Raw genomic sequence first — 23,373 nt, 5'->3', positions numbered from 1 at the left:
TCCGGTCCCAGCGATCTATCGTAGGTGCTCACACGAACCCCCTCACAGGAATTCCCATGCAAACCGTCCTGATCACCGGCTGCTCTTCCGGTTTCGGCCTCGAGATTGCACGCTATTTTCTGGCCCGCGACTGGCAGGTCGTCGCCACGATGCGCACGCCGCGCACCGATGTGCTGCCGCCGTCAGTGCACCTGCGCGTGTTGGCGCTCGACGTCGCGAATCCGCAGAGCATTCGCGAGGCGGTCGAGGCCGCGGGGCCGATCGACGTGCTCGTGAACAACGCGGGCTTCGGCGCGGCTTCCCCGGCCGAACTCGTGCCGCTTGCGACGGTGCGCGAGCTCTTCGAGACCAACACCTTCGGCACGATCGCATTGACGCAAGCGGTGCTGCCTCAGTTTCGGCGGCGCAAGGCCGGCGTTGTCGTGAACGTCACGTCGAGCGTCACGTTGAAGGCACTCCCCCTGCTCGCCGCGTACCGTGCGAGCAAGGTGGCGGTGAATGCATTCACCGAGTCGATGGCAATGGAACTCGCGCAGTTCGGCGTGCGGGCGCACCTGGTGCTGCCAGGCCGTGCGCCCGACACTCGCTTCGGCGAGAACGCGCGCGCCCATATGCACGGCTTTGATCACGAGGCCTATGCCGATCTCGCCAAGCAGGTCGTCGCACGGCTGCAGGATGCGTCTTCCCCGATTACCCATGCACAGGACGTCGCCGAGGCCGTGTGGCGTGCGGCGACCGATCCGTCATCGCCGATGCGCATCCCGGCCGGCGCCGACGCCGTAGCATGGGCGGCCGAGTCGTGACGGAATCGTCAGATAGGTAAGACAAAGTTCAATAAATGGAATGTCAAATTTTCCGCATTCATCGTGTTCCATCTAAGTGTTTACGCTAAGAATCGCCGCTTGAATTCTCGCTCAAAGGCGCACACGGACCCTGTGCGATGAGACGCTCCGGGTAACCGTCGTCCCCGATTATGGGGAGATGTTTTCGTGAAAAGTTCTTGACATTGGAATTTTAATAACCAAAAAATGGAACATGTCTAGAGCGAGGCCCAACATGAACGTGTCTGAAAGAATCGCTGCGGTGCGCATCCAATTTCCAGTGACGGAGCGCATGCTCTACCTGGATTCGGCACATCAGACACCGCTAGCTAGGTGCGTTCGTGCGGCACTCGAGGCGTTTTACGAGCAAGGGTTCGAGCTGGCAGGTCCGAAGCCCGCTTGGCTGAGACGAGCCGAGGACGTGCGCCGGCAGGTAGCCCGGTTTTTGAACGCGTCGCCCAATGAGGTCGCTTTTACGAAGAACACGTCGGAGGGCTTGAACGTCGCCGCCAACGCAGTGCCTTTGACCGCGGGCGACAACGTCGTGCTCATAGAAGGAGACCACCCGAACAATGCGTACGCATGGCTCAATCTGAAGCGCAAGGGCGTGCAGGTGCGCTTTGTCAAACTTCAGGACAACGAAGTCGCGACTGCGCAGACATTCGCCCCTCACATCGACGAGCGTACGAAAGTCATCACGCTGTCTCACGTCACTTTTCATGCCGGTCAGATACACGACCTCGCCAGCATCGGCAAGCTTTGCAAGGAGCATGGGATTCTTCTCGTCGTCGATGCCATGCAATCGGTCGGGGTCGTCCCGGTGGACGTGAAGGCGCTCGGCATTTCCGTGCTTGCGGCGGGGACGCATAAGGGAATGTTGGTGCCGCAGGGTCTCGGTATTCTCTACGTTCGCGATGGATTGGATGAATTGCAGCCCGCTTATGTTGCGATGTCGAGCGTGGCCCGTCCGCCGGCCGATTACGTTGCGCGGCCCGATGACCTCGAACTGCGCGCGGATGCCGGCCGTTTCGAATATGGAAACCTCAACCTGCCGGACCTGCACGCCTTGGCGGCTTCGATCGACCTTATTCAGAGTATTGGCGTGCCGGAAATCTCGAGGCACGTGACAGCGCTAGGGGATCGCCTAATTGCCCACCTCGACGAGCTAGGCGTCGAACTGGTCGGTCCGCGCGATCGCAGCCAGCGCTCGCATATCTACGTGCTCAAGCTTCCGGTTCAGAAATGGGCAGACCATTTCGCCCGCCACCAGGTTCGCGTCTCGCCGGAGCGCGGAGGCATCCGTGTTTCGTTCGGAATGTTCAACAATCCGGAGGACGTCGACCAGCTCGCCGAAGTCATCCGGCGTGGGCTCACGGATGGGCTGGCGGACGGAGTTTCAGATACCACGACAGAGGTGGATTGACGCTGCGCGAGGCAATTAACCGAGGAGTCGTGATGTTGTCCGGACGATTTCCTCGACGAACGCCTTGACGGCCGGATGGTTGCGCTCGCCGAGGCGAAAGGCGACGTAGATCTTGCGGCGAACCTCCGGCCTCAGCTTGACCCATGCGATGCCGGCGAGAGGGCGCGTCCGCCTGAGACCGGGGACGATCGACACTGAACAGGCGGAAGCCACCATGGCGCCCACCATCTCGAATCCGCGGCATTTGGCGTTGATCCGTGGTTCGTATCCGGCACGACGGCACAAGTTGGTGATGAAATCGCCAAAGACGCTCGACGTCGAATCGATCGCCCAGGTTTCGTGTTTGAGGTCGGCCACGCTCAATGAGGCTTTTTTGCTCAGCGCATGGTCTGCGGCGAGTACGACGTGCAGCACATCCTCGGCCAGAGGCACGAGGCCGACGCTTTCCTCTCTTTTTCTCAGCACGATCGACAGATCGTCGATCAACGCGATGTCCGTTCTCCAGGACCGCAGCGCCGCGAGTCCGTCGATGGGTTCCATTTCTTCCAGCACGATCTCCAAACGCGGAAATACCGGCTGCAGCGCTTTGACTGTGTCGGGCAATACGGCGGATGCGATCGATGGAAATGCGGCAACGCGCAACTCACCGGCTATTTCCCGCTTCAACTGCGCCATTTCCGAGCGCGCCTCGTCCAGCACGACCATGATGCGCTCGGTGTGTGTCACGAGGGCTTGGCCCGCGGGCGTGAGCCGCACGCCGCGGCCGACGCGCTCGGTGAGTTTGACGCCGGCCTCTTCCTCGAGCTGCGCAATCTGCTGCGAAACGGCCGAAGGCGTTAGGAATAGGGCCTGCCCGGCGGCGGCTATCGTACCGCACTGTGCCAGCTCGCGCAGTGCTCGCAAACGTCCGACGTCCATCGCATCGCTCCCTTCGCAATTGGACAGAATAGTTAACGTGTTACGTCAAAAAACATAAATATACATAAGCATATGCGCCTCCTAGGATTGATTGCGAAGGCTAGTCAACCACTGGGCCCGATGCGGCCCGATCACGAAGGAAATCGCTATGTTGGAAGCGCGCACTTGGGTCCCGCGGGATTCGGAAAGCTATGTCCAAGCGCTGGCAAAACGCTTTGCCGCGCAGACGCCCGAGCAGAACGAGAGAGACCTGCTGGCGTTCGTCGAAGAAAACCGTGTCATTCACGAGCGTGACTGCTTCAATCTCAATCCCGCCACCAACGCCATCAACCCGAAGGCCGAGGCGCTGTTGGCCGCGGGAGTCGGCTCGCGACCGTCCCTCGGCTACCCTGGCGACAAGTACGAGATGGGATTGGAGGGCGTCGAGAAGATCGAGGTGTTGGCCGCGGAACTGGTCGCTCAGGTATTCAAGGCGCGCTACGCGGAAATACGCGTAGCGTCCGGTGCCCTCGCGAATCTCTATGCTTATATCGCAGCGGCTAAACCGGGCGATACCGTGTTTGTTCCGCCCGCCACGGTCGGCGGTCACTTCAGTCATCACGTGAACGGTGCCGCCGGGATGTACGGGGTCAAGCCATACCTCATGGCGTTCGATGCGCGCGGCTACACCGTCGATCTCGATGCACTGCGTGAAGACGCATTGCGGTTGCGGCCCAAGGTCATCACGCTAGGCCAGAGCCTCAACCTATTTCCGCATCCTATCGGGGAGGTTCGAGCCATTGCCGACGAGATCGGCGCAACGGTGCTCTACGACGCGGCGCACCTGTGCGGGCTCATCGCCGGTCATGCTTGGCAGCAGCCCTTGGACGAAGGCGCGCATCTGGTGACGATGAGCACGTACAAGAGCCTGGCCGGTGCCCCAGGCGGATTGATCGTTACCAACGACGAGCCGATCGCCCAAAAGCTCGATGCCATCGCCTATCCGGGCATGACGGCCAACTTCGATGCGTCCAAGTCGGCATCGATCGCCATGACGATGCTCGATTGGCAAGCGTTCGGCCATGCCTATGCGGCGGAGATGGTGAGGACGGCCAAGGCGCTTGCCGAGGCCCTCGTCGACGAGGGCTTGCCCGTGTTCGCCCGGGACCGCGGCGTCACGACGTCGCACCAATTCGCAATCGAAGCACATCGATTCGGCGGAGGCCACGCCATGGCCAAGCGCCTCCGGAAAGCCAACATTCTTGCGTGCGGCATCGGTTTGCCGCTCTCCGAGATCGAGGGGGACGTCAACGGGTTGCGGCTCGGTACGCCGGAAATCGCTCGCTGGGGGATGACCGCGGACGACATGCCGCGACTCGCGTCTTTCATCGCCGACGTTTTGTTGCGCCGTCATGCGCCCGAGGACGTTGCGCCGGCCGTGAGCGAGTATCGCCGGCGGTTTTCCAAGCTGCATTACCTGCGTTGAACCGGGTGCCTCCGTTCGCAGAGTATGTCTTAGCGACACGTAAGCGAAACTTTCGATTGATGTAAGAGCGTGTCGTCTTTTTTTTCTAGTCGGTTCGCCATATCGTGGATATGGGCGTACGGCGCGCTCGCTCGATGCTCGTGTTTATGAGTTGTTCCAAAAAACGATAGGGAAAGCACCGATTTTAGGAATTATTTTGAAACATAGAATTCAATCATCCCGATACTCCGTGAAGATTTGAGTGCGGCGGTACGCGCGGAATTGTCAGGAGAGTCAGCGATGGCGGTGTGCAGGTACAGGCGCCAAGCAAGTTAGTAGTACTAAGTAAATTGGAACGCGTCGCGCCGACCGTGCCCGGAACAGGCGTAGGGACGATAGCTCTCCGGGCGGGAGACCATTTATGAAATTTCGCTTTTCTTCGAGTCGGTTGCTCACGGCCTTGGCATTGAGCTGCGGCATGTTCTGCATCGGCATGGGGGCAGCGCGCGCCGAAGGACATCTCGACACGGTCAAACAGCGCGGCACGCTGCTCTGCGGTACGGACAACACGACGCCGGGCTTTGGTTACCTCAATCCCAAAACCGGGAAGATGGAGGGCATGGATGTCGATCTATGCCGGGCTGTCGCAGCCGCCGTAGTGGGGGATCCGGAAAAGGTGAGGTTCGTCATCGTGACCGACAAGAGCCGCTTCAACGCGCTGCGCACCGGCCAGGTGGACGTCGTATTCGCACATTCGACGGTGACGACGACGCGCGAATCGGCAGTCGGCGTGACGTTTCTCCCGGTCAGCTTCTACGATGGCACGGGCATGCTCGTTAAAACGTCCCTCAAGGCCAAGCATGCCAGCGATCTGAACGGCGCGACGATCTGCACCACGCAGGGATCTGGCACGGAAGTGATGTGGGCCAACTACATTAAAGCGCATAACTGGAAGCCATCGACCAAGGTATTGACGTACCAGGATACGGACAAGCTGTTCGCCGCATTGAATTCGGGGCGATGCGACGTCATGAGCACCGACAAATCCGCGCTTGCCGGCTGGAAGGGTAATGCGCCGGATCCCGCTGCGCTCACGATCCTGCCCGAAACGCTCGATAAATCGCCGCTGGCCGGATTTACATCGCAAGACGATCCGCGTTGGAACGCCGCCTTGCGGTGGGTGATCTATGCAACCTTCGAGGCGGAGGAGGATGGAATCACATCGAAGAATCTATCGACGTTTCTGAAAACGTCCAACCCGTACATCTCGAAGTTCCTCGGCATCACGGGCACCTTCGGCCAGGACTTGGGCATCAGGCCCGATTTCGTGCAAAAGGTGATCGCGTCGGTCGGCAATTACGGGGAGATCTACGACAGGAACCTCGGCCCGAAGACGGCATACGCAATCGAACGCGAAGGGTCGTTGAACGCTTTGTGGAACAAGGGTGGCCTGATTTATTCGCCGCCCTGGTACTGAGAGTGATCTCACGCCGGCCGCTAACGAAGCGGGCCGGCGTTGCGGGCCGCGGAGTCGACCATGACCGATTCGCCTGATCGGAGCGGGCAAATTGACGACAGTGGGGAGCGTGTGGTGAGGCATATCAACCTGTCCGGATCGCAGGACGCGCAGTTTGGATCTATTCCGCCGGCGGCCCGCCCGCCACGGCTCTCGCGTCGGCGCTTGGCGCGCTTGCGCGCGGCGCTCGTGCAGGCGTTGATATTCGGTGCGATCGTCGCGGTGTTCGGCACGTTTCTCGGCATGGTGTGGGCGGGGCTGCGCAGCCACGGCATCGGCTTCAGCCTGGACTTCCTGCGCCAGCAGGCGGGATTCGACATCAGCGAAGGGTTCACTTTCACCCATGGCCCCAATGGCCTGACGCTGTCGCCGTTCAACGCACAAATGACCAATGCCCAGGCGTTGGTCACCGGGCTCTACAACACGCTGGTCGTGGCACTGATCTCGATCGCGCTGTCGACCGTGCTGGGCGTGCTGCTCGGCGTGACGCGGATGTCGAAGAACTGGGTCGCTAAAAATTGGGTCTGGGGATTCATCGAACTCATTCGCAACACGCCGCTGCTGATTCAGATCCTATTCTGGTACTTCGCGGTGGTTCTACAACTGCCGAGCCTATCGCAAGCATCGCTGCTACACGGTGCGCTCATCGCTAGCCGGCAGGGTGTCTATATTCCGTGGCTGATTGCGACGCCCGCTGCGAAAACGTTCATGGCGTTCCTCGGCGTGGCGTTGGCCTTGGCCGCGGTCGGCTGTATGTCGCGTGCCCGCAAGCTGCGCCAAGGTGCGTTTGCCGCAAGTACTCTGATCCTCGTCGCGGGTTTCTTCGTGGGCGGGCGGCCATTCTCGCTGGACTATCCGGTGGCGAGTCTGTTCTCGGTGTCCGGCGGCATCGGATGTTCTCCCGAGATGGCGAGCCTGATCGCCGCATTGAGCGTGAATACCGCCGCGTACATTGCCGAGATCGTGCGCGGTGCCGTGGAGGCGATCGACAAAGGCCAGTGGGAAGCGGCGTCGGCGTTGGGGCTCAGCGGACGCGAATCGCTGTGGGTCATCGTTTTACCGCAAGCGCTGCGCGTGATGTTGCCTTCGCTCGGCAACCAGTACATCAGCTTGACGAAAAGCACGTCTTTTGCGATCGCGATCGGGTTTCCGGATTTGTTCAATGTCTATGGGACCGTGGCGAACCAGAGCGGGCGATCTCTTGAAGGCATCCTCATCATCATGGTCGTTTATCTGCTGATCAGCGTATCGATCAGCGCGCTCATGAATCTATACAACCGGCGCGTGATCAAGAAGGGAGCGCGATGATGGCGACGACGATCGGCCGCTGGACGCGTTACAACCTGTTTGCCACGCCCGCCAGCGCATTGCTTTCGGTGGTGTCCATTCCGTTGACGCTTTATGTGGCGTATCTGGCTGCCCACTGGGCGTTGACGGTCGCGCAGTGGCCGGTCGTGTTCGACAATCTGACGGTGTTGCTGGTAGGGACGTTTCCGCGCGATCAGATGTGGCGCGCTCTTGCAGCGGGTGGGATCCTCTGCGCATTGGTCGGTATTACGCTGGGCGTCGTGCTGATGTCGCGTCGCTGGCGCGGCACGGCAATGATCGCCGCCGCGCTCGCGATCGTGTCCGCCGCGGCCTTTGGCCTGCATCTGCGCTGGGTTGCGGGCACGGGCTGCTACGTTGCAATCTTCCTTGCGGCGCGCGCAGCGACGGTGCGCTGGCCGCAACTCGGGCGCGGCGTCGGCTTTTTATGGGCAGCCGGGCTGGGCGCGATCTGCGCGCTTCTCGCGCCCGCTGGGGTCGATCATTGGGGCGGCTTGCTCGTGAGCGTTCTGGTTACCGCGATCGCTACGCTCCTGAGCCTGCCGCTCGGCATTGCGCTCGCGTTCGGCCGCAATAGCCGCTTTGCCAGCCTGCGCCTGGCCTGCGCAGGGTATATCGAACTGGTGCGATCGGTACCGCTGATCTGCATCGTCTACTGGCTGTGGATCATCGTTCCGCTCGTCTTCCCTCCACAGGTCTATATATCCGACCTCGCTAGAGGCGTCGCAGGCTTCGTCTTTTTCTATGCCGCATACGCCGCCGAATATGTGCGGGGCGGCATCCAGGGCGTAGCGAAGGGGCAGATGGAGGCAGCTCAGTCGCTTGGCTTCAGCAAGCGCGACGAGTGCTTCGTCATTGTCCTTCCGCAGGCAATGAAGGCCGTGATTCCCGCGCTCGTCGGGAATGTGCTCGACCTCTTCAACAATGTGCCTGCACTGTTCATCATTGGTCTGACCGATTTTCTCAAGTCAGGTCAGCTCATTCTGTCCAACCCGCAGTACAGCGCTCACCAATACGAGGTGTATTGCTTTCTTTTCGCCACCTATCTGGCGATCGGCTCGTTGATTTCCTATGTGGCGCGCAGGCTCGAACGGAAGATGGGGCAGGGTACGCGCTGAGCGTTGCTTTGCCCATCGGAGTCGGATGGAGTCGGATTTTTTCCGCTTGATGCGGATAGATTAGCGAACGAAGGAGTGGGTATGTCTGCGATGGTCGAGATGCACAAGCTCAACAAGTCCTATGGAGATTTCCACGTCTTGAAGGACATCGACTTGGAAGTCAAGAGCGGTGAAGTTGTCGTACTGATCGGCGCCAGCGGTTCGGGGAAATCGACGCTGATTCGCTGTGTCAACGGCCTCGAGCATTTTGGCCATGGCCATCTGTCGGTGGACGGCATCGAACTGGCGCCGTCGATCGACGGTTTCGGGACCTCTCGCAAGGAACTTGCAGGAATTCGCCGCGAAGTCGGCATGGTGTTCCAGCATTTCAATCTATTTCCGCATAAGACAGCGCTGGAGAACGTCATGCTGGCGCCCATCCGCGTGCGCAAATGGCCGCGCGCGAAGGCTGAGGAAAGCGCGCTGAAATTGTTGGCGCGCGTTGGACTCGGCGAGCACGTCAATAAATATCCGGCGCAATTGTCGGGCGGACAGCAGCAGCGCGTTGCGATCGCCCGTTCGTTGGCGATGGAGCCGAAGTTGATGTTGTTCGACGAGCCCACCTCGGCGCTCGATCCGGAAATGGTCGGCGAGGTGCTCGAAGCGATGCGGGAACTGGCGCGATCCGGTATGACGATGATGATCGTGACGCACGAGATGGGTTTCGCGCGCGAGGTTGCCGACCGGGTTATTTATATCGACCACGGCCGTGTACTCGAAGAAGGTCCGCCGTCGGCCATCTTCGACCATCCTCGGCATGAGAGGACCCAACTGTTTTTGTCTCGCGTGCTCAAGCACTGAAGGTGGACGAGTGCCTGCGCTGGACGATGACGAGGATCGCCCCGACATGACGAATATGTGCAAGGTTGCGGTGATCGGCACAGGCGGCACCATTGCCGCCGTCGGCCGCGACGCCTTCGACCTGATCGACTACGACGCGGGTGGAAAGATGCTCGACACCGCGCAATTGCTTGGGCTGCTGCCCGCCGTGCCGGCCCATGTCGAAGTCGTCGAGATACCGTTTCGGACGATGAGCAGCACGGCCGTCTTTTTCGACGAGTGGCGCGAATTGATGGCCATGTGTCGTGAGCTGGAGGCGTCGACGCCGGATCTTGCCGGTATTGTCATCTTGCACGGCACGGCCACCCTCGAGGAAACGGCATATTTTCTGCAACTCACGCTCGACGTTGCCGTGCCGGTCGTGTTGGCCGGCGCACAGCGGCCGTCGAATGCGTTGTCTTCCGACGCTGCGCTCAACTTGTACAACGCGGTCCGCGTTGCCGCTGATCCCGCCGCGCGCGGCCTGGGCGTGCTCGTTGTGTTGAACGACGAAATTCATGCGGCACGGGATGTGACGAAAACGTCGACGTACCGCCTGCATGCCTTTCAATCGCGCGATACCGGCGTACTCGGTTATTGCGACGCGGACCGAATAGCGTTTTATCGCCGCCCGGTGCGTATTGAGCCCCCGCACAGTGAGTTCGACGTCGCCCATCTAGACCATTTGCCGCTAGTAGGTATCACTTATTCGTATGCGGGTGCGGACGGCAGCGTGATCGCCGCGCTGGCTGAAGCCGGCGCACGCGGCATCGTCGCGGCTGGCTTTGCGCCGGGCTGTTGCACGCCGGCTGAAACGACGGCGTTGCGGGAGGTTGCCCGCGCGGGCGTTGCCGTGGTGGTGTCGACCCGTGCCGGCGGTGGACGGGTTGGCGACGGTATTGAATTGCGCAGCAACGGCTTTATCGGCGCCGATAACCTCAATCCGCAGAAAGCCCGTATCTTGCTCGCCCTGGCGCTAACTCGTACCGATGCACTCGATGAAATCGCGAAGATGTTCAACACCTACTGACGCCGACACGACGAGCCGGCGCGAACATCGGCTCAGCCTTTGCGGGGGCGCCCAGCCTTGGATACCGTGTCGCTCTGCGTGGCTTGCGCTTCGGCGCTGTCTCCTTGCAAGGTCAGGATTCGCGTAATCCGTTGTGCCACGCTTTGCAGCAGCGGCACGTGCAGCGTCATGTCTTCGAGCGACTTGCGCGCTTTGGGCGCGGACAGGCTCAGGCATGCAACCGCGCGATCGTTCTGCCCGAACACCGGCACGGCCGCGCCAACAACGCCGACTGCAAACTCGGAATCGTTTGTCGCATAGCCCCTCTTGCGCACAAGCGCGATTTCCTGGCGCAGACGATCGGGGTCGACGATGGTGTACGGCGTAATCGGCTCCCATGGCCCACTCAGCAGATACGCTTCGAGCTGTTTTTTTTCCATGTGCGCGAGAAAGATTCGGCCGCTCGATGTGCAGTGCAGGGGCGCACGTTGGCCTTGTTGAAACTGAAGCGTGAGCGGCGAATTGCCGCTCACGCTGTCGATATAGACCACTTCCGCGCCTCGCATGACGCCCAGGCTGCATGTCTCCGCCGTGCGACGCGACAATTCCATGAGCAGCGCGTGAATCGGGCCGTGCGACGCCGTGCCGGAGAGGATGTGCGTTGCGAGTTCCAGCAGCCGCGGGCCGACGTGATATCTGCCTCGTTCTATGCCGTGCTGCAGGAACCCCAGTTCCTCCAGATTGCCTATTAGCCGGTGCGCAGTCGTTTTGGGAATCCCGAGCGCGGACATCAGGTCGACCGTCGAGATGCTGAGCGAGCGTGCAACGAGTTCGATGACGTGGAAGGCGCGTTCGGTCGGCGATACTTCGTTGTCCGAACCAATTTCATGGTCGGGGGTGGAGGCGGACATAGGCGTGACGTTGCACCGCAGATTGAATGTCGCCTCAGTCTATACGCAAAATAGTTCCAAAAACAAGCATCTTCACTGGTAAAAAATGGTATGAGCGGTTGCCTTGTCGCTCCGGATTACTTGAAGGCGGGCGCGATGATCGTCGAGATGAGTTGTACTACTGCGATATGGGTAGCGAAGGGAATCCCGTCGACATTCGCGTCGACGACGTTCGCCACGGAGTTGATAAGGCCGACATCTACACCGCGTCGCAGCAGGGCTTCTTCGAGTGCCGGCGTGTGGGCGAGCGATGCCTTGCCCATCCGTGCGGCGAATGCACCCGCAATGGCATAGCATCCCCAATTCGAGCATGCGGCGGTGACGAGGACGTCTGCGCGGGTCACCGCGCCTATACCTGCGTTGCCGTCCGGTCGCTTGTCGCCGAATTTGACATACTTCCGAACGGCTTCGCTGACCACGCCCATCCCAATCTCATTGCCGCCGTCGCCTACGGCGACGGTCGCGATGCCCTGCTCGATCGCTTCGTCGAATAAAAAATCGATGCGTGCTCGCCCCATGCCGTAGTCGATGCCGCGCATGCTGCAGTAGATGCCTTCGATATTGCGGCCCACGCGTTCGGTCGAGAAGAACAACGATGGCTCGTATTGCTCGATGAGCTTTTTACAAGCAGCCTTGGCCTCGACATCTTCGACCGGGAACGGCTCGATACACACGACGGCGAGACTGCCGTCGTCACGCGCGATTTTTGCCTGCTCGTATGGCAGCACGGTCAGCCCGGCAGTCGTCAGGATTGCCGAGGTGGTCTCAATCAGCGTTTCCTCCACGAATGCGATGCACAAAGCCTTCTTTGCGAGCGACAGGGTTCTCACCACGGCAGCGAGTCCCGCGGGGCCGTCGTTTTCCCCTATGGACGGTGAAATCCATGCGCGCGACACCGACCCTGTCGTCACGAATACATTCGCTTTTTCGGGCAGTGCTGCGAGGGCATCGGCGGCCGCGCCAACCAGTGCGCGTCCCTGCCGCTCGCGCGCTGCGCGATAGAGCTGTTCGACGCCGCGCCATCCGAGGTCGAGTGAAACGAGCGCATCGAGGCGGTCGTCGATCGGGCCGAAGTCTGTGGTCATGATCACCTGCCAACGATAAGTCGAGCGATTGCGTTACGGTCGTCGATGACGTTTGCCACTTTCTCGAGCGATTGCCCGACTGCGGAGACAACAGCATCGAACCCGCCCGTTCGCCGGAGTGCGTCGAGCGTCGGTTTCAGCCGTAAAGACACGCGGGCGCCAGGTTGTCCGTGCGTATTGACCGTGAGAATGCCGTGGTCCTCGAGCAGAACCATACCGAGCGCGGAAGTCGCTTCGCAGGGTACGACCACTGGCTTGCAATTTTCGCGGCCCGCGATTTTCAGCAGCACCCGCAGCACGGAATCTTCATCGACCATCGGCCCGAGATCGCTTCGTTGGACTAGGTCCTTGCCCATTTTCCGCTCGAGCGCCTCGGCCAGCTTTTGACCCGCGGCTGATTCCTCGCGCAGGTCGTCGGGCCGGTACTTTTCGAGCGAACGCATAACTGCCGCGGTAATCGGCGCACGCGCTTCCATGCCGAACTCGGCACCCTTGGCGGCTGCGGCGGTCACGAATTCGTTTCTTCCCACCAGGACGCCGGCACGCGGGCCGGACAGGCCCGCTTTGTCGCAATTCGTGATGGAGATGTCCGCACCGAGTTGCAGACTTATCTGCCCACCGTGCAGCACGGTCCGCAAACGAGCGCCGTAGGCTTCGTCGAGAAACACGGTTAAGCCGAGTGCGTGCGCGTACTGAATCACTTCTTTCGTGATCCGGTCTTCGAGACGCTCTAAGCTACTTGTCACTGTCGTCACGACAACGAGCGCTGGGCGATGGATCCCGATGATCTGGAGCCACGCCTCATCGCCTTGGATCTCATGCATGGCGACGCCCGCGATTTTCGAGCCGCGAACGACGGAAGCATGCGAGCGGCCGCCGGGCGGCACGATCGACACAACCGGTTTTCCATCTGATAGCGCCGCAATGGTTGCGATGATGCCCGCGCTGGTGCGATTGAAGATGGCGACAGCGTCGTCGCCGCGCCCGCCCATATGTCCGATAGCGACCTGACGAAGTTCTTCGGCGGCAAGGCCCGGCCCGACCCATTCTTCGCAGAGCGTCGAAATGTCCTCGGGCTGAATAGGAAAGTCACGCTGGTTTCCGGTAAAAACACCAATCGATTCCGCGCCGAGCATCTGCACGCGCCGGGCCGCGACGGCCTGGGCGTGACGAAGCCTTAGCGCTTCCTCGAGGCTCGAGCGGATGATGGACCCGCGAGCAAATCCGACCGTCGGGTCGATCGGATTGCCGAAACTGTCCGTCTTGACAGTACTCGTGCCTGCGGGCGTCGCTGCCTTGTCGATTTCCTTCCTGTCATTCATGTCCTACACCTTTAATTTCAAGAGGGCGCCGCGAGAGCGTTGTTTCGATGTCCCACGCGCTCAAAGCGATACGGCGACAATGCTTCGCAATAGTTCGACGAACGACGTATGCCCTTCCCAGTTGATTCCGTCGACCGCCACGTCGGCCCTCGATGTCGCACCGTCTCGCGCACCTGCTCGCACCGTCGCTTCAATGAGCGCGTATTCCAGCTTCGGTGTATGGAGGATGTTCAAGTCACCGATCCTCGCTGCCAGCGCCGCAGCGACGGCATGTGCGCCCCAATTGGAAACCGAAGCACTGATCACGACATCGGTCGCGATCACACTCACAACACCCGACCGGTGGCCTGCCAGTGATTTGCCGCCCAGCGGGTGTACCGCAGTGATGGCATCGCGAACCGCGCCGAAGCCCACCTCATTGCCGCCATCCCCGATTCCGATCGTCAGCAGCCTGCGCTGGCGCGCCAGTTCGGCAAGCAAATACACATGGCCGACATCCTCAGGGTTCCGGCAATCGCCGCGGACACCGTGGAAGAAACCTTCTTCGTTCGGGCCGTCTCGTTCGACAAAGATGACTGCGCTCGGCCGGTACTCGTCCATTAGCGCTTGTGCAATGTGATGTCCCCGCTCGACGCCCAGCGGAAAGCAAACGGTCGACACGGCGCCGGCTTTCCCGCGTTCGGAGAGCTCACCGTTGATCATGGCGGCGACTGCCATGACAGGCGCTGCATGCGCGTCTTCAGTGACCAATACCACCCGGGCATCGAACGCGAGCACGAGCGCCCGGGCCAGCGCAGCCGCGCCGACCGGCCCGTCCGTTTCGCCCTGCGGCAGCTTGGGGGCAGCGCCCGCTCCCGTTGCGATAAAAACCGTGTCGCCGCGAGAGAGGGTATCGGCCAGCCTGCGCGCTGCCAGCGAGCTCAACGGTTCACCGTGATGTGCGCGGCATACGTCGTACATGGGTACGACAAATCCAGCCGGTACCCCGCCCGTCAGAGGGCGGATTTCAACGGTCATCAGCCGGTCGATGCGTTCGCCGGTAATCCGGTCATTCAACGGCTTCATCGCAGGATGTCCCCTTTCAACGGTCGATCGGTTGATCGATGCGTCTCGTCGACGAGCAGGGCGCATACGAGCGTAACGAGCGCAACGAACGCTGCGGCGACGACGAACCACGACACCGCCCCACTTCTTGTGCGGCGTTCGTCAAACGTTGATCGTCACGCTCTTGCGCGAGGTATAGGCCTCGAGCGCTCCCTCGATGGAGTACTCGGCTCCGATCCCGCTTTGCTTGGCGCCACCATAAGACATGCCGGGAATTTGGCCGCCCGCGCGATTGACCTGCAGCCAGCCCGCATCGATTCGTTCCGTTGCTTTGAGCGCCGTCGCGATATCGTTGGTGAAGACATAAGCGGCAAGGCCGTATACGGTGTCGTTTGCCCACTGGATCACTTCGTCTTCATCCGACCACGGGATGGCGACGAGCACCGGGCCGAACACCTCCTCGCGAGCCACGCGCCAGTTGTTGTCCACCTGTGCGAAGATGACCGGTTCAGGGAAGAAGCCTTTGGCATCGTCGAGCGCAGGCGGGAGCGAGCCCGTGAGCATATGCGCCCCGGCGTCGACGGCTTCCTTGATGAACGCGCGCACTTCCGAATAGCGTTCCGCATTGATGATTGCGCCGATGTCGCTGGACTCATCCAGTGCGTCGCCAATCTTCAACTCCTTGACCCTAGCCACCAATCTATTCATCACGCCATCCCACACGTCCTTGTGGACATATAGGCGGGAGCCCGCCGTGCACGATTGCCCCTGACGAGCGAAACGCATTGCATTGATGATTCCCGTTACGGTCGCATCGATGTAGGCGGGCGTAGCCGCATCGGGATAAACGATGCACGGGCTCTTGCCGCCAAGTTCAAGCGTCGCATGACCGATGCGGTCCGCGACGGCATGCCCGACCAACTTGCCGACTTCGAGCGATCCCGTGAACGATACTTTCGCGACGCGACGGTGCGCGGCGAGCGGTGCGCCGGCGTCGATGCCGGTACCGGTCACGACGTTGAATACGCCCGTCGGAAAAAGGCCGGTTGCGAGTTCGGCAATCTTGATGACGGCCAGCGGGGCGTCTTCGGCAGGTTTCAGCACGAGGGTATTGCCCGTGCCCAGCGCCATACCGATTTTTACGGCCGCCAGCACGACGGGTGAGTTCCAGGGAATGATTGCACCGACGACACCGAGCGGCTCACGTGTCGAGTAACTGAAAAGACCTGGGCCTAGCGGCAAGGTCTCGCCCTTTTGCTCGGCAATCACGCCTCCGTAATAGCGCAGCACTTCGGCAGCGCCCAGTACTTCCGGCCGGCTTTGCGTACGTAGCGCGTTGCCGCTTTCCGCGGCGAGAACGCGAGCGATTTCCTCGGCATTGGTGGTCACGCGATTGCCGAGTTCGGTCAGCAGCGCGCCGCGAGCACGAGATGCGAGGCGGCGCCATTTCGGGAATGCCGCAACAGCCGCGGCGACGGCAGCATTCACGTCGTCGGCGTCGCTCGCGCCAATCGTGGCCAACGTTTCGCGTCGCGATGGATTCTCGACGTCGAGTGTCTTGCCGTTGGCTGGCGTGCGCCATTCGTTGTTGATGAGAAGGCCAGTGATTCCCGCCTTCGGCAGGACGACTTCGGCGTTGAGATTATCGGTACGGATATTCACGGTGTTTCCTTCAGTGTCCTGAGCAGTTACTGGGCAGCCGGCAAGCTCAACCGAACGCCGAGCAACTCTTCATAGATCTCGTTGACGCTCGTGGAATCCTTGCAGCCCAACCCCTTGGCGCGCGCGGCGTTGTAGGTCTGGAGAACGAGTTGGCCGAGGGGCATCGGCAGATTCGAGAACTCGTCGAGGCACAGCTTGATGTCCTTATGCATGAGGTCGATCGCAAAGTTGGCAGGACGCTCGGCCGTGAAGAGCGTCTTGGGCAGATAGTCGAGCATCTTGCTGCCCGCAAGGCCGGCAGTGAGCACGTCGCACAGCACGTCGAGTTTCGCGCCTGCCTTCACGCTTGCAGTCAGTACTTCACCCAGCGCTACGGTATTGATTGCGGTGAGCAGGTTGTGGCTGAGCTTGGTCAACTGCCCAGCGCCGATGCCGCCGCAATGAACGACGCGGCCCGCCAATACGTCGAAGATCGGCTTCAGTTGTTCGAGGACGGCAGCTTGACCGCCGACCATCAAGACCAGCTTGCCGTTCTCCGCGCCGGCAATGCCGCCACTAACAGGCGAGTCGACGAAAGACACCTTCCTTTCCGTCGCAGCCGAGGCGATTTCCTTCGTGGTCGCGGGATCGACCGTGCTGAAGTCCACGATGATTGCGCCTTCCGATGCGGTTTCGAGTACGCCGTCCGTACCCGTCACTGCATCGCGCAGCGTCTTCGGACTCGGAAGGCTGAGCAGGATGCGCTTCGCGTCGAGCGCCGCGTCGGCCGGACTCTTTGCCGCGAATGCACCTTTCGATACGAGCGCGTCGACTGCCGCTTGGCTGGGGTCGAACACGCGTACCTGATGGCCCGCTGCGACGAGGCGGGCAGCCATCCTGCCGCCCATGCGACCTACACCGATAAATGCAACCTTCATTTGAGCTTTCCTCCAACCCATTCCAATGAGTCGACCTGCACGCTCGAGCGGCAGGCCGAGCGGCCAATCATCTGTCGGGCAGCGATTTGCGTCCCTGTGATGTGACTATAGGGAGCTGGCTTGGGGAAAAAAAGACGACAGTTTGTGACGGTATGCGTAAATTTTGATTACCATTTGCGCACATAGATGAGGAGCTCGTCATGCTTAACCTCAGTCGCCTTCGTTTGCTGCATGAGCTGTCTGTCCTTGGCACTATTTCAGCCGTTGCCGAGGCTGTACATCTCACGCGTCCGGCTGTCTCGCAGCAGCTCGGACTGCTGGAAGAGGAGCTCGAAACGGCACTGATCGAGCGCTCGGGCAGAGGCGTGCAGCTCACGCCGGCGGGGCGCCGGCTCGTTGTGCGAGCGACGGATTTGTTTGCGATCGTGGAGGACATCGAGGCGGAGGTGGCCGCCGCGAACGCCGAAGTCAGCGGCGAAGTGCGAATGTCGGCGTTTGGGTCGCTAGCCAGCAGCGTTGTACCGATCGCTGTCAAGCAACTGCTCGACGAACATCCTCAACTGAGCGTCGTATTCACGGAACTGGAGCCGTCGGAAGGGTTGCGTGCCGCTGCTGCGAAGCAGACGGACATCGCGATCGTCGATGATCTGGTCAGTGCGGAAGCGCTAGCCAACGTGCTGGAGTTTCGCCCTTTGTGCGTCGATCACTTCGACGCGGTAGTTTCCGTCCAGCATAAACTCGCCGGACGGAAGTCCATCGAACTATCCGATCTCGCGCACGAGCGTTGGGCGTTGAATCAGTCCGCGGCAACGTACCATACGTTTCTTCTAAACGCATGCTTTGCAGGCGGCTTCACGCCCAAGGTGACGACGAGTAGCCGCAACACGGCGGTGACGCTCGAGATGGTCAGAACGGGATGCGCAGTCGCGGTGCTTCCTCGGCTGGCATTGCGACACGTGGAGAATGACCGCGACTTCGCGATCATTCCGATCGATCCGGTGCTGAACCGGCGGGTCTTCGTCGCGCTGCCCAATGGGACCGCGAAGCGACCCGCGGTGGCAGCCGTACTCGATGCACTCGCCGTCGCCGCCGGCGAGTGCACGTAGTAGGTGTGTCTTGCGACCATCCTTGCTATTCGATATCGACAAGCCGCGCATCGAGCAGGCGCGCGAGCGCCGCGCCGCCTTCGCGCATGATCGAATCGTGATTCCAGCGGAATGCCAACCGCGCGAGCGGCACGAGCGCCACCACGTTCATCCAGGCAGTGGCCGTCTTGACATGCCAGTCGTAGCGCACTACGGTTCGCCCGCCGTCGGCTTCGAAATGCCAGCGGCCCACGCCTTCCAGCGCGCCGCGGGCCTCTCCCTCCAGTGCAACGAGCGGCGCGACGCGTGTGACGCGCACGTCGATGACCACACGGTAGGGCAGCACACCCTTCCACGTATAGCGATGCACGGCGCCCAGACCATCGATCGCGCCCGCCTGCAACTCCCGCACCGTTTCGACATTCGTCCACCACGTCGGCCAATGAACGGAATCGTGGATCGCGTCCCACACGGCCTGCACCGGCGCCTCGATGCACCACAAGGTGGTCAAACGGAAATCCGCCATTGTTCTTTTCCTCCTTATAACGGCCCCGTGTATGCGTACCGTTCGCGCACGCATTGCGCGGTACGAAGCGGTGCGCCAGAATCACGCATCATTCACGTCCGATGTTGTTCGAGTATAGGAGGCGATGACGGATACGCCATTTCCGGGCCGGGATTTCGTTGCCGATGCGCAGGCACGTTTCGATGCGCTCGCAAACTATCAGGTCACGCTGAAATCGACATCGGCGGGAGCCGAACCGGTCGAGGTGCTTTATGCCTACCGTAAGCCGGGCTTCGTGCGGATGGATTTCATCCGTCCACATGCCGGCGCGACACTCGTCTACAGCCCTGAGACGCGGAAAGTCACGCTCTGGCCATTCGGTGTCGACACATTTCCGAGGCTCGTGCTGAGCCCCGATAGCCGCCTGATCCAAGGTCCGCAGGGGCGTCGCGTCGACAGATCCGATATTGGCGCATTGCTCGTCAATGTCCGCGAGCTTCAACGGCATGGCGACACGCAGATCGTCGGCGTTGAGACCATCGGCATGCGCCGAGCATCTCATGTGGTCGTGACGCGCCAGTCCGCGCACGAAGTGATCGGCGTGTTCCGCTATGAGTTGTGGTTCGATGCGAGCCATGGGTTGCCCGTCAAGGTCGTGAGCGAGGGCGCGTCGCGCGAGCCGATCGAAACGGTGCTGATGGAGGACTTGCGCATCGACGTGCCGGGGTTGCAGCTCGAGCCGTTTGGCTAGCGATGATTACATGGGATGTAATTGGCGCGAGAAACGAGCGCCTCTAATCTTCGGTTGTCGCGCCGCCATCCCGGTAGCGCTCACCGCCACGGAGACACCATGTCTACCTATCCCATTCACACGATCGAATCCGCCCCCACGCAATCGAAGGCAGTGCTCCAACAACTGCAACTCACGTTCGGCATGATCCCGAACATCGCGGCCAAGATGGCTTCATCGCCGGTGCTGATCAACGGTTTCATCGGGCTGTTCGAGCAGGCGCATGCGAGCAGTCTGACCGAGCCGCAGATTCAGACGCTATTGCTGACCAACGCGGTCACGAACGCCAGCGTATGGCCGGCCGCGTTTCATACGGCACTCGCGTTGAACGCGGGCGTGCATTCGGCCGACGTCGACGCGATCCGCGCCGGCCGCCTGCCCAATGATGCCGAACTGGCCGCACTATCGTTGTTGGCGCGCACGCTGATAGAAAAGCGTGGCCGTCTGGCTGAATCCGACCAAAAGCGCTTCTTGGACGCAGGGTTCAGCGCCGAGCAAGTGCTCGAGGTCATTGCGGTCGTTGCTGCATCGGCGATCACGAACTACACGAGCAGCGTGACCCAGCCGCCGCTCGAAGCGCAGTTCGAAGAGTTCGCCTGGCATGCGCCTACCCCCTGAGTCTTTTGTTTTAGCTCACTTCGATTAGGAAAATTTGATGAACGCCACCCGTCCCGATCCGAAAGCGCTGCCGAGCGAACTCGGTGATTTGCTGCGTTATTGGCGCGACGTGCGTGGCGTGAGTCAACTCGATCTGTCGCTCGAGGCCGGCGTTTCGCAGCGTCAGATCAGCTTCATTGAAAGCGGGCGCAGCGTGCCCGGCCGGGATACGCTGCTGACCCTTGCGCAGACGCTCGACGTACCGCTGCGCGAGCGCAATGCCTTGCTGCTCGCCGCGGGCTATGCGCCTATGTATTCCGAGGCGCCGTGGAACGCACAGGAGATGCATAGCGTCATCCGCGCGCTCGAACGCGTCGTTCGCCAGCATGAGCCGTTTCCGGCGATCGTGATGGATCGGCACTGGAACGTTCTGATGACCAATGAGGCGGCGCCGCGCTTCTTCGACTGTTTCATCGACATGGCTGCGCGCGAAGGCCCGCGCAACATGCTGCATCTGATCTTCGATCCACAGGGGATGCGCCCGTTCGTGGCCGACTGGGACGTGGTGTCGCGAAGCTTGCTGCAACGTGTGTATCGCGAATCGGTCGGTCGTGTGGCTGATGCGGGTACCGAGCGCCTGCTCGACGAACTGCTTGCTTATCCCGACGTGCCGCACGATTGGAAGGCGCATCCTGTACCGTCCGGAGCCGCCACGATGCCCGTCATTCCACTGGGTTTCGTCAGCGAGGGCGTCGTGCTTCGCTATTTTTCGATGATCACGACCGTTGGCGCACCGCAAAACGTTGCGGCGCAGGAACTCCGCCTGGAATGCATGTTCCCCGCCGATGACGAAACCGAAGTACGCCATCAGCGGTTGCTGACCGCACATTCACGACATCGCTGAGCCGTTTGCATTGCGGTCTCTCTTCACGATGCGTTCGTTTTGCGTTCATGCAGTCAATCGAATCATTCGAATGATTCGATTGACATGGGTGAGGCACGGTTCTAGACTGCCTCCATCGCCGGACCTCATCCCGCGCGCTACCCATAGGAGAGATATCGATGCCGAATTTCATCAAGCACATCGCGTTCAAGGTCGAAGACGTCGAGGCGGAGCGTGCGTTCTACGAGAACGTGTTTGGCTACAACCACGTCAACACCGTCCGCCGCAAGGGCGTGCACGGCGACCACATCTCGCATCACCTCACCGACGGTTACATGGATCTGACCTTGATCCACTACGAGTCCGCGAATTCGGATGAAGCCGATTTCGCCGGCCCGGCGCCGTGCATTCATCACATCGGCATGGAGGTGGAGGATCTCGATGCCTTCGTCGAGCAGATCAAAGCGAACGGGGGCCAAATCCTCACCGAGCCCGGGCATCTGCCGGTGAAGTTTCGCTCGCCGAGTGGTCCCGTCGTCGAGGTCGTGCCGATGAAGCGCTGGGAGAAGGGCACGCTGGCGGCCGGCGTACATGGGGAAGTGCTCGAATAAAAGCGGGTTCTCCGCACGCTGGCTCGCGTCACAATCACACCGAAAACAGCACGCAGCCAGCCGTAATGACGCGCTTCACGAAGTGGCGCGCACGCCTTGGATGGGATGGGACTTGAGCACCGAAGTGCGTAAGTTCCCTCGACAGGAGACAGACGATGGCAGCCACTCGCTCCGCGAGACGGTTGAGCGCCACGAACGGCGTCTTGATCGTGCTTTGTATGATGTCGTTCCTGATGTACGTGGACCGCACGAATATTTCCACGGCCGCACTCGCGATTCGGCGCGATCTGAAACTGAGCGACGCCCAACTCGGGCTCGTGTTTTCGGCATTCGCCTTCACCTACGCATTGGCAATGATTCCGGGCGGCTTCATTGGCGACCGGCTCGGCGCGCGCAGAATGCTCGCGATCTGCGGTGTGCTCTGGGGCGTCGGCACGCTGCTCACGGGCCTCGCGGGCGGTTTTTTCACGCTGGTGTTGGCGCGCTTCGTCGTCGGTCTCGGCGAAAGCCCGATCGTGCCAACATCGGCGCGGGCGCTCACGGCGTGGATGAAACCTGAGCAACGCGGCTTCGCGCAAGGCATCACGCATGCGTGCGCGCGTTTGGGCAACGCCTCGACGCCCATTCTTATCGCGGCCCTTATCGGTGCGTTGTCTTGGCACGCCGCGTTCGTCATTCTCGGCGTAGCGAGTCTCGCGTGGGTCGTGCTTTGGAGTTGGTATTACCGAGACGATCCCGCCGATCATCCCGCCATGACGGCCGAGGAAATCGCGCGGCTGCCCGCGAAGGTCGGCAAAGCAAGCGTACCGATGCGCTGGAAGCCGCTCTTGCGTGCGCTCTGGCCCGCGACTGTCGTGAGTTTCTGCCACGGCTGGATTCTGTGGTTCTTCCTGAACTGGATGCCGTTGTTTTTCGCTCAGGCCTATCATCTGAACATCCGCCATTCGGCGCTCTTCAGCTCGGGCATTTTTCTGGGCGGCGTGGTGGGAACGACGCTCGGCGGTTCGCTGAGCGATTTGCTGCTCAAGCGCACCGGCAATATTCGACGCTCGCGTCAGACTTTGATCACGGTGGGATTTCTCGCGCCGATCCTGTTCTTCGCGCCGATGTTCTTGCACCCTTCGGCGACTGCCGCGGGTGGCCTGCTCGCCGCTGCGCTGTTTCTCTCCGAATTCGTGACGGCGCCACTGTGGGCCGTGGCGATGGACCTCGCACCCAATCACGCGGCAACCTCCAGCAGCATCATGAATACGGGCCTCGGTATCGCGGCGTCGGTGTCGCCGCCGCTGGTTGGCTGGCTCGTCGATCTCACGCATTCGTGGCACCCGGTATTCGCGCTGTCGATCTTCTTTCTCGTACTCGGGCCGATCGCCGCGCATTGGATTCGCCCCGACCGTCCGTACCTCGGCGAGCCGGAAAGCGCCGGTGCGCAGCACCCATCGAGCGCACTGGCACCGCGGTTGGACGCTTCATAAGCGGTGGCGTGCGG

At 61.1% G+C, this 23,373-nt stretch carries 22 protein-coding genes and 1 pseudogene; 14 read left to right on the top strand and 9 right to left on the bottom strand.

Annotation, left to right across the window (positions count from 1 at the left end; genetic code table 11):
• Positions 1 to 56: 56 nt before the first annotated feature.
• Both J3485_RS10830 and J3485_RS10825 read left to right on the top strand, forming a co-directional pair.
• On the top strand, positions 57 to 803 hold the full coding sequence (locus tag J3485_RS10830; RefSeq protein ID WP_206952464.1) for an SDR family oxidoreductase: 747 nt from the start codon (positions 57 to 59) through the stop codon (positions 801 to 803).
• Between the two features lie 232 nt (positions 804 to 1,035).
• Entirely contained in the window at positions 1,036 to 2,244 is a 1,209-nt protein-coding gene (locus J3485_RS10825; RefSeq protein WP_309477002.1) for an aminotransferase class V-fold PLP-dependent enzyme, read from the top strand.
• 15 nt (positions 2,245 to 2,259) lie between these two features.
• Here J3485_RS10825 and J3485_RS10820 read toward each other — a convergent pair whose 3' ends face one another.
• Entirely contained in the window at positions 2,260 to 2,949 is a 690-nt protein-coding gene (locus J3485_RS10820; RefSeq protein WP_445267850.1) for a LysR substrate-binding domain-containing protein, read from the bottom strand.
• A 39-nt stretch (positions 2,950 to 2,988) separates the two neighbouring features.
• Positions 2,989 to 3,162: pseudogene (locus J3485_RS29640) on the bottom strand (LysR family transcriptional regulator); the annotation flags it as partial.
• A 148-nt stretch (positions 3,163 to 3,310) separates the two neighbouring features.
• Between J3485_RS29640 and J3485_RS10815 the strand changes: the two are divergent.
• The 6 genes from J3485_RS10815 (at position 3,311) to J3485_RS10790 (ending at position 10,454) form a co-directional block, all read left to right on the top strand.
• The gene (locus J3485_RS10815) at positions 3,311 to 4,627 is read left to right on the top strand and encodes an alpha-methylserine aldolase (protein WP_206952461.1); all 1,317 of its coding nucleotides are present in this window, start codon (positions 3,311 to 3,313) and stop codon (positions 4,625 to 4,627) included.
• 400 nt (positions 4,628 to 5,027) lie between these two features.
• Positions 5,028 to 6,083, top strand: a complete 1,056-nt coding sequence (locus J3485_RS10810) for a transporter substrate-binding domain-containing protein (protein ID WP_206952460.1) — start codon at positions 5,028 to 5,030, stop codon at positions 6,081 to 6,083.
• 60 nt (positions 6,084 to 6,143) lie between these two features.
• On the top strand, positions 6,144 to 7,430 hold the full coding sequence (locus J3485_RS10805; RefSeq protein ID WP_206952459.1) for an amino acid ABC transporter permease: 1,287 nt from the start codon (positions 6,144 to 6,146) through the stop codon (positions 7,428 to 7,430).
• Positions 7,430 to 8,566 carry an amino acid ABC transporter permease gene (locus J3485_RS10800; RefSeq protein WP_206952458.1) on the top strand — a complete coding sequence of 379 codons (1,137 nt, stop codon included), beginning with the start codon at positions 7,430 to 7,432 and terminating at the stop codon, positions 8,564 to 8,566. Before J3485_RS10805 ends, J3485_RS10800 begins: the two co-directional genes overlap by 1 nt.
• A gap of 81 nt (positions 8,567 to 8,647) precedes the next feature.
• Positions 8,648 to 9,406 carry an amino acid ABC transporter ATP-binding protein gene (locus J3485_RS10795; RefSeq protein WP_277991601.1) on the top strand — a complete coding sequence of 253 codons (759 nt, stop codon included), beginning with the start codon at positions 8,648 to 8,650 and terminating at the stop codon, positions 9,404 to 9,406.
• 46 nt (positions 9,407 to 9,452) lie between these two features.
• Positions 9,453 to 10,454, top strand: a complete 1,002-nt coding sequence (locus J3485_RS10790) for an asparaginase (RefSeq protein WP_206952457.1) — start codon at positions 9,453 to 9,455, stop codon at positions 10,452 to 10,454.
• Positions 10,455 to 10,486: 32 nt separating this feature from the next.
• On the opposite strand, the gene J3485_RS10785 is transcribed toward J3485_RS10790, so the two are convergent.
• The 6 genes from J3485_RS10785 to J3485_RS10760 form a co-directional block, all read right to left on the bottom strand.
• Positions 10,487 to 11,344 carry an IclR family transcriptional regulator gene (locus J3485_RS10785; RefSeq protein WP_206952456.1) on the bottom strand — a complete coding sequence of 286 codons (858 nt, stop codon included), beginning with the start codon at positions 11,342 to 11,344 and terminating at the stop codon, positions 10,487 to 10,489.
• 116 nt (positions 11,345 to 11,460) lie between these two features.
• Positions 11,461 to 12,468 carry a glutamate cyclase domain-containing protein gene (locus J3485_RS10780; RefSeq protein WP_206952455.1) on the bottom strand — a complete coding sequence of 336 codons (1,008 nt, stop codon included), beginning with the start codon at positions 12,466 to 12,468 and terminating at the stop codon, positions 11,461 to 11,463.
• A 2-nt stretch (positions 12,469 to 12,470) separates the two neighbouring features.
• Positions 12,471 to 13,790 carry a PLP-dependent aminotransferase family protein gene (locus J3485_RS10775; protein WP_242538546.1) on the bottom strand — a complete coding sequence of 440 codons (1,320 nt, stop codon included), beginning with the start codon at positions 13,788 to 13,790 and terminating at the stop codon, positions 12,471 to 12,473.
• Between the two features lie 60 nt (positions 13,791 to 13,850).
• Entirely contained in the window at positions 13,851 to 14,855 is a 1,005-nt protein-coding gene (locus tag J3485_RS10770) for a glutamate cyclase domain-containing protein (RefSeq protein WP_206952454.1), read from the bottom strand.
• Positions 14,856 to 14,996: 141 nt separating this feature from the next.
• Entirely contained in the window at positions 14,997 to 16,496 is a 1,500-nt protein-coding gene (locus J3485_RS10765; protein ID WP_206952453.1) for an aldehyde dehydrogenase family protein, read from the bottom strand.
• Positions 16,497 to 16,522: 26 nt separating this feature from the next.
• Complete coding sequence (locus J3485_RS10760) at positions 16,523 to 17,413, bottom strand: NAD(P)-dependent oxidoreductase (protein WP_206952452.1); 891 nt, start codon at positions 17,411 to 17,413, stop codon at positions 16,523 to 16,525.
• Positions 17,414 to 17,613: 200 nt separating this feature from the next.
• Here J3485_RS10760 and J3485_RS10755 point away from each other — a divergent pair, with 200 nt between their 5' ends.
• A complete protein-coding gene (locus J3485_RS10755; protein ID WP_206952451.1) occupies positions 17,614 to 18,519 on the top strand; it encodes a LysR family transcriptional regulator in 906 nt (301 codons plus the stop codon).
• Positions 18,520 to 18,544: 25 nt separating this feature from the next.
• On the opposite strand, the gene J3485_RS10750 is transcribed toward J3485_RS10755, so the two are convergent.
• Positions 18,545 to 19,024, bottom strand: coding sequence for an SRPBCC family protein (locus J3485_RS10750; protein ID WP_206952450.1), 480 nt, complete (start codon positions 19,022 to 19,024; stop codon positions 18,545 to 18,547).
• Between the two features lie 124 nt (positions 19,025 to 19,148).
• Here J3485_RS10750 and J3485_RS10745 point away from each other — a divergent pair, with 124 nt between their 5' ends.
• The 5 genes from J3485_RS10745 (at position 19,149) to J3485_RS10725 (ending at position 23,359) form a co-directional block, all read left to right on the top strand.
• Complete coding sequence (locus tag J3485_RS10745; RefSeq protein ID WP_206952449.1) at positions 19,149 to 19,754, top strand: DUF1571 domain-containing protein; 606 nt, start codon at positions 19,149 to 19,151, stop codon at positions 19,752 to 19,754.
• Positions 19,755 to 19,853: 99 nt separating this feature from the next.
• Positions 19,854 to 20,411: a carboxymuconolactone decarboxylase family protein gene (locus J3485_RS10740; RefSeq protein WP_206952448.1), complete on the top strand. Its 558-nt coding sequence runs from the start codon at positions 19,854 to 19,856 to the stop codon at positions 20,409 to 20,411.
• A 37-nt stretch (positions 20,412 to 20,448) separates the two neighbouring features.
• Complete coding sequence (locus J3485_RS10735) at positions 20,449 to 21,294, top strand: helix-turn-helix domain-containing protein (RefSeq protein ID WP_206952447.1); 846 nt, start codon at positions 20,449 to 20,451, stop codon at positions 21,292 to 21,294.
• Between the two features lie 158 nt (positions 21,295 to 21,452).
• The gene (locus J3485_RS10730) at positions 21,453 to 21,884 is read left to right on the top strand and encodes a VOC family protein (RefSeq protein WP_206952446.1); all 432 of its coding nucleotides are present in this window, start codon (positions 21,453 to 21,455) and stop codon (positions 21,882 to 21,884) included.
• 155 nt (positions 21,885 to 22,039) lie between these two features.
• The gene (locus tag J3485_RS10725; protein ID WP_206952445.1) at positions 22,040 to 23,359 is read left to right on the top strand and encodes an MFS transporter; all 1,320 of its coding nucleotides are present in this window, start codon (positions 22,040 to 22,042) and stop codon (positions 23,357 to 23,359) included.
• The last annotated feature ends 14 nt before the right edge of the window (positions 23,360 to 23,373 follow it).

Source organism: Trinickia acidisoli, assembly GCF_017315725.1.
Lineage (GTDB): Bacteria > Pseudomonadota > Gammaproteobacteria > Burkholderiales > Burkholderiaceae > Trinickia > Trinickia acidisoli.
Note: the sequence above shows the minus strand (reverse complement) of the source record. Positions and strands in the feature narration are given on the sequence as shown.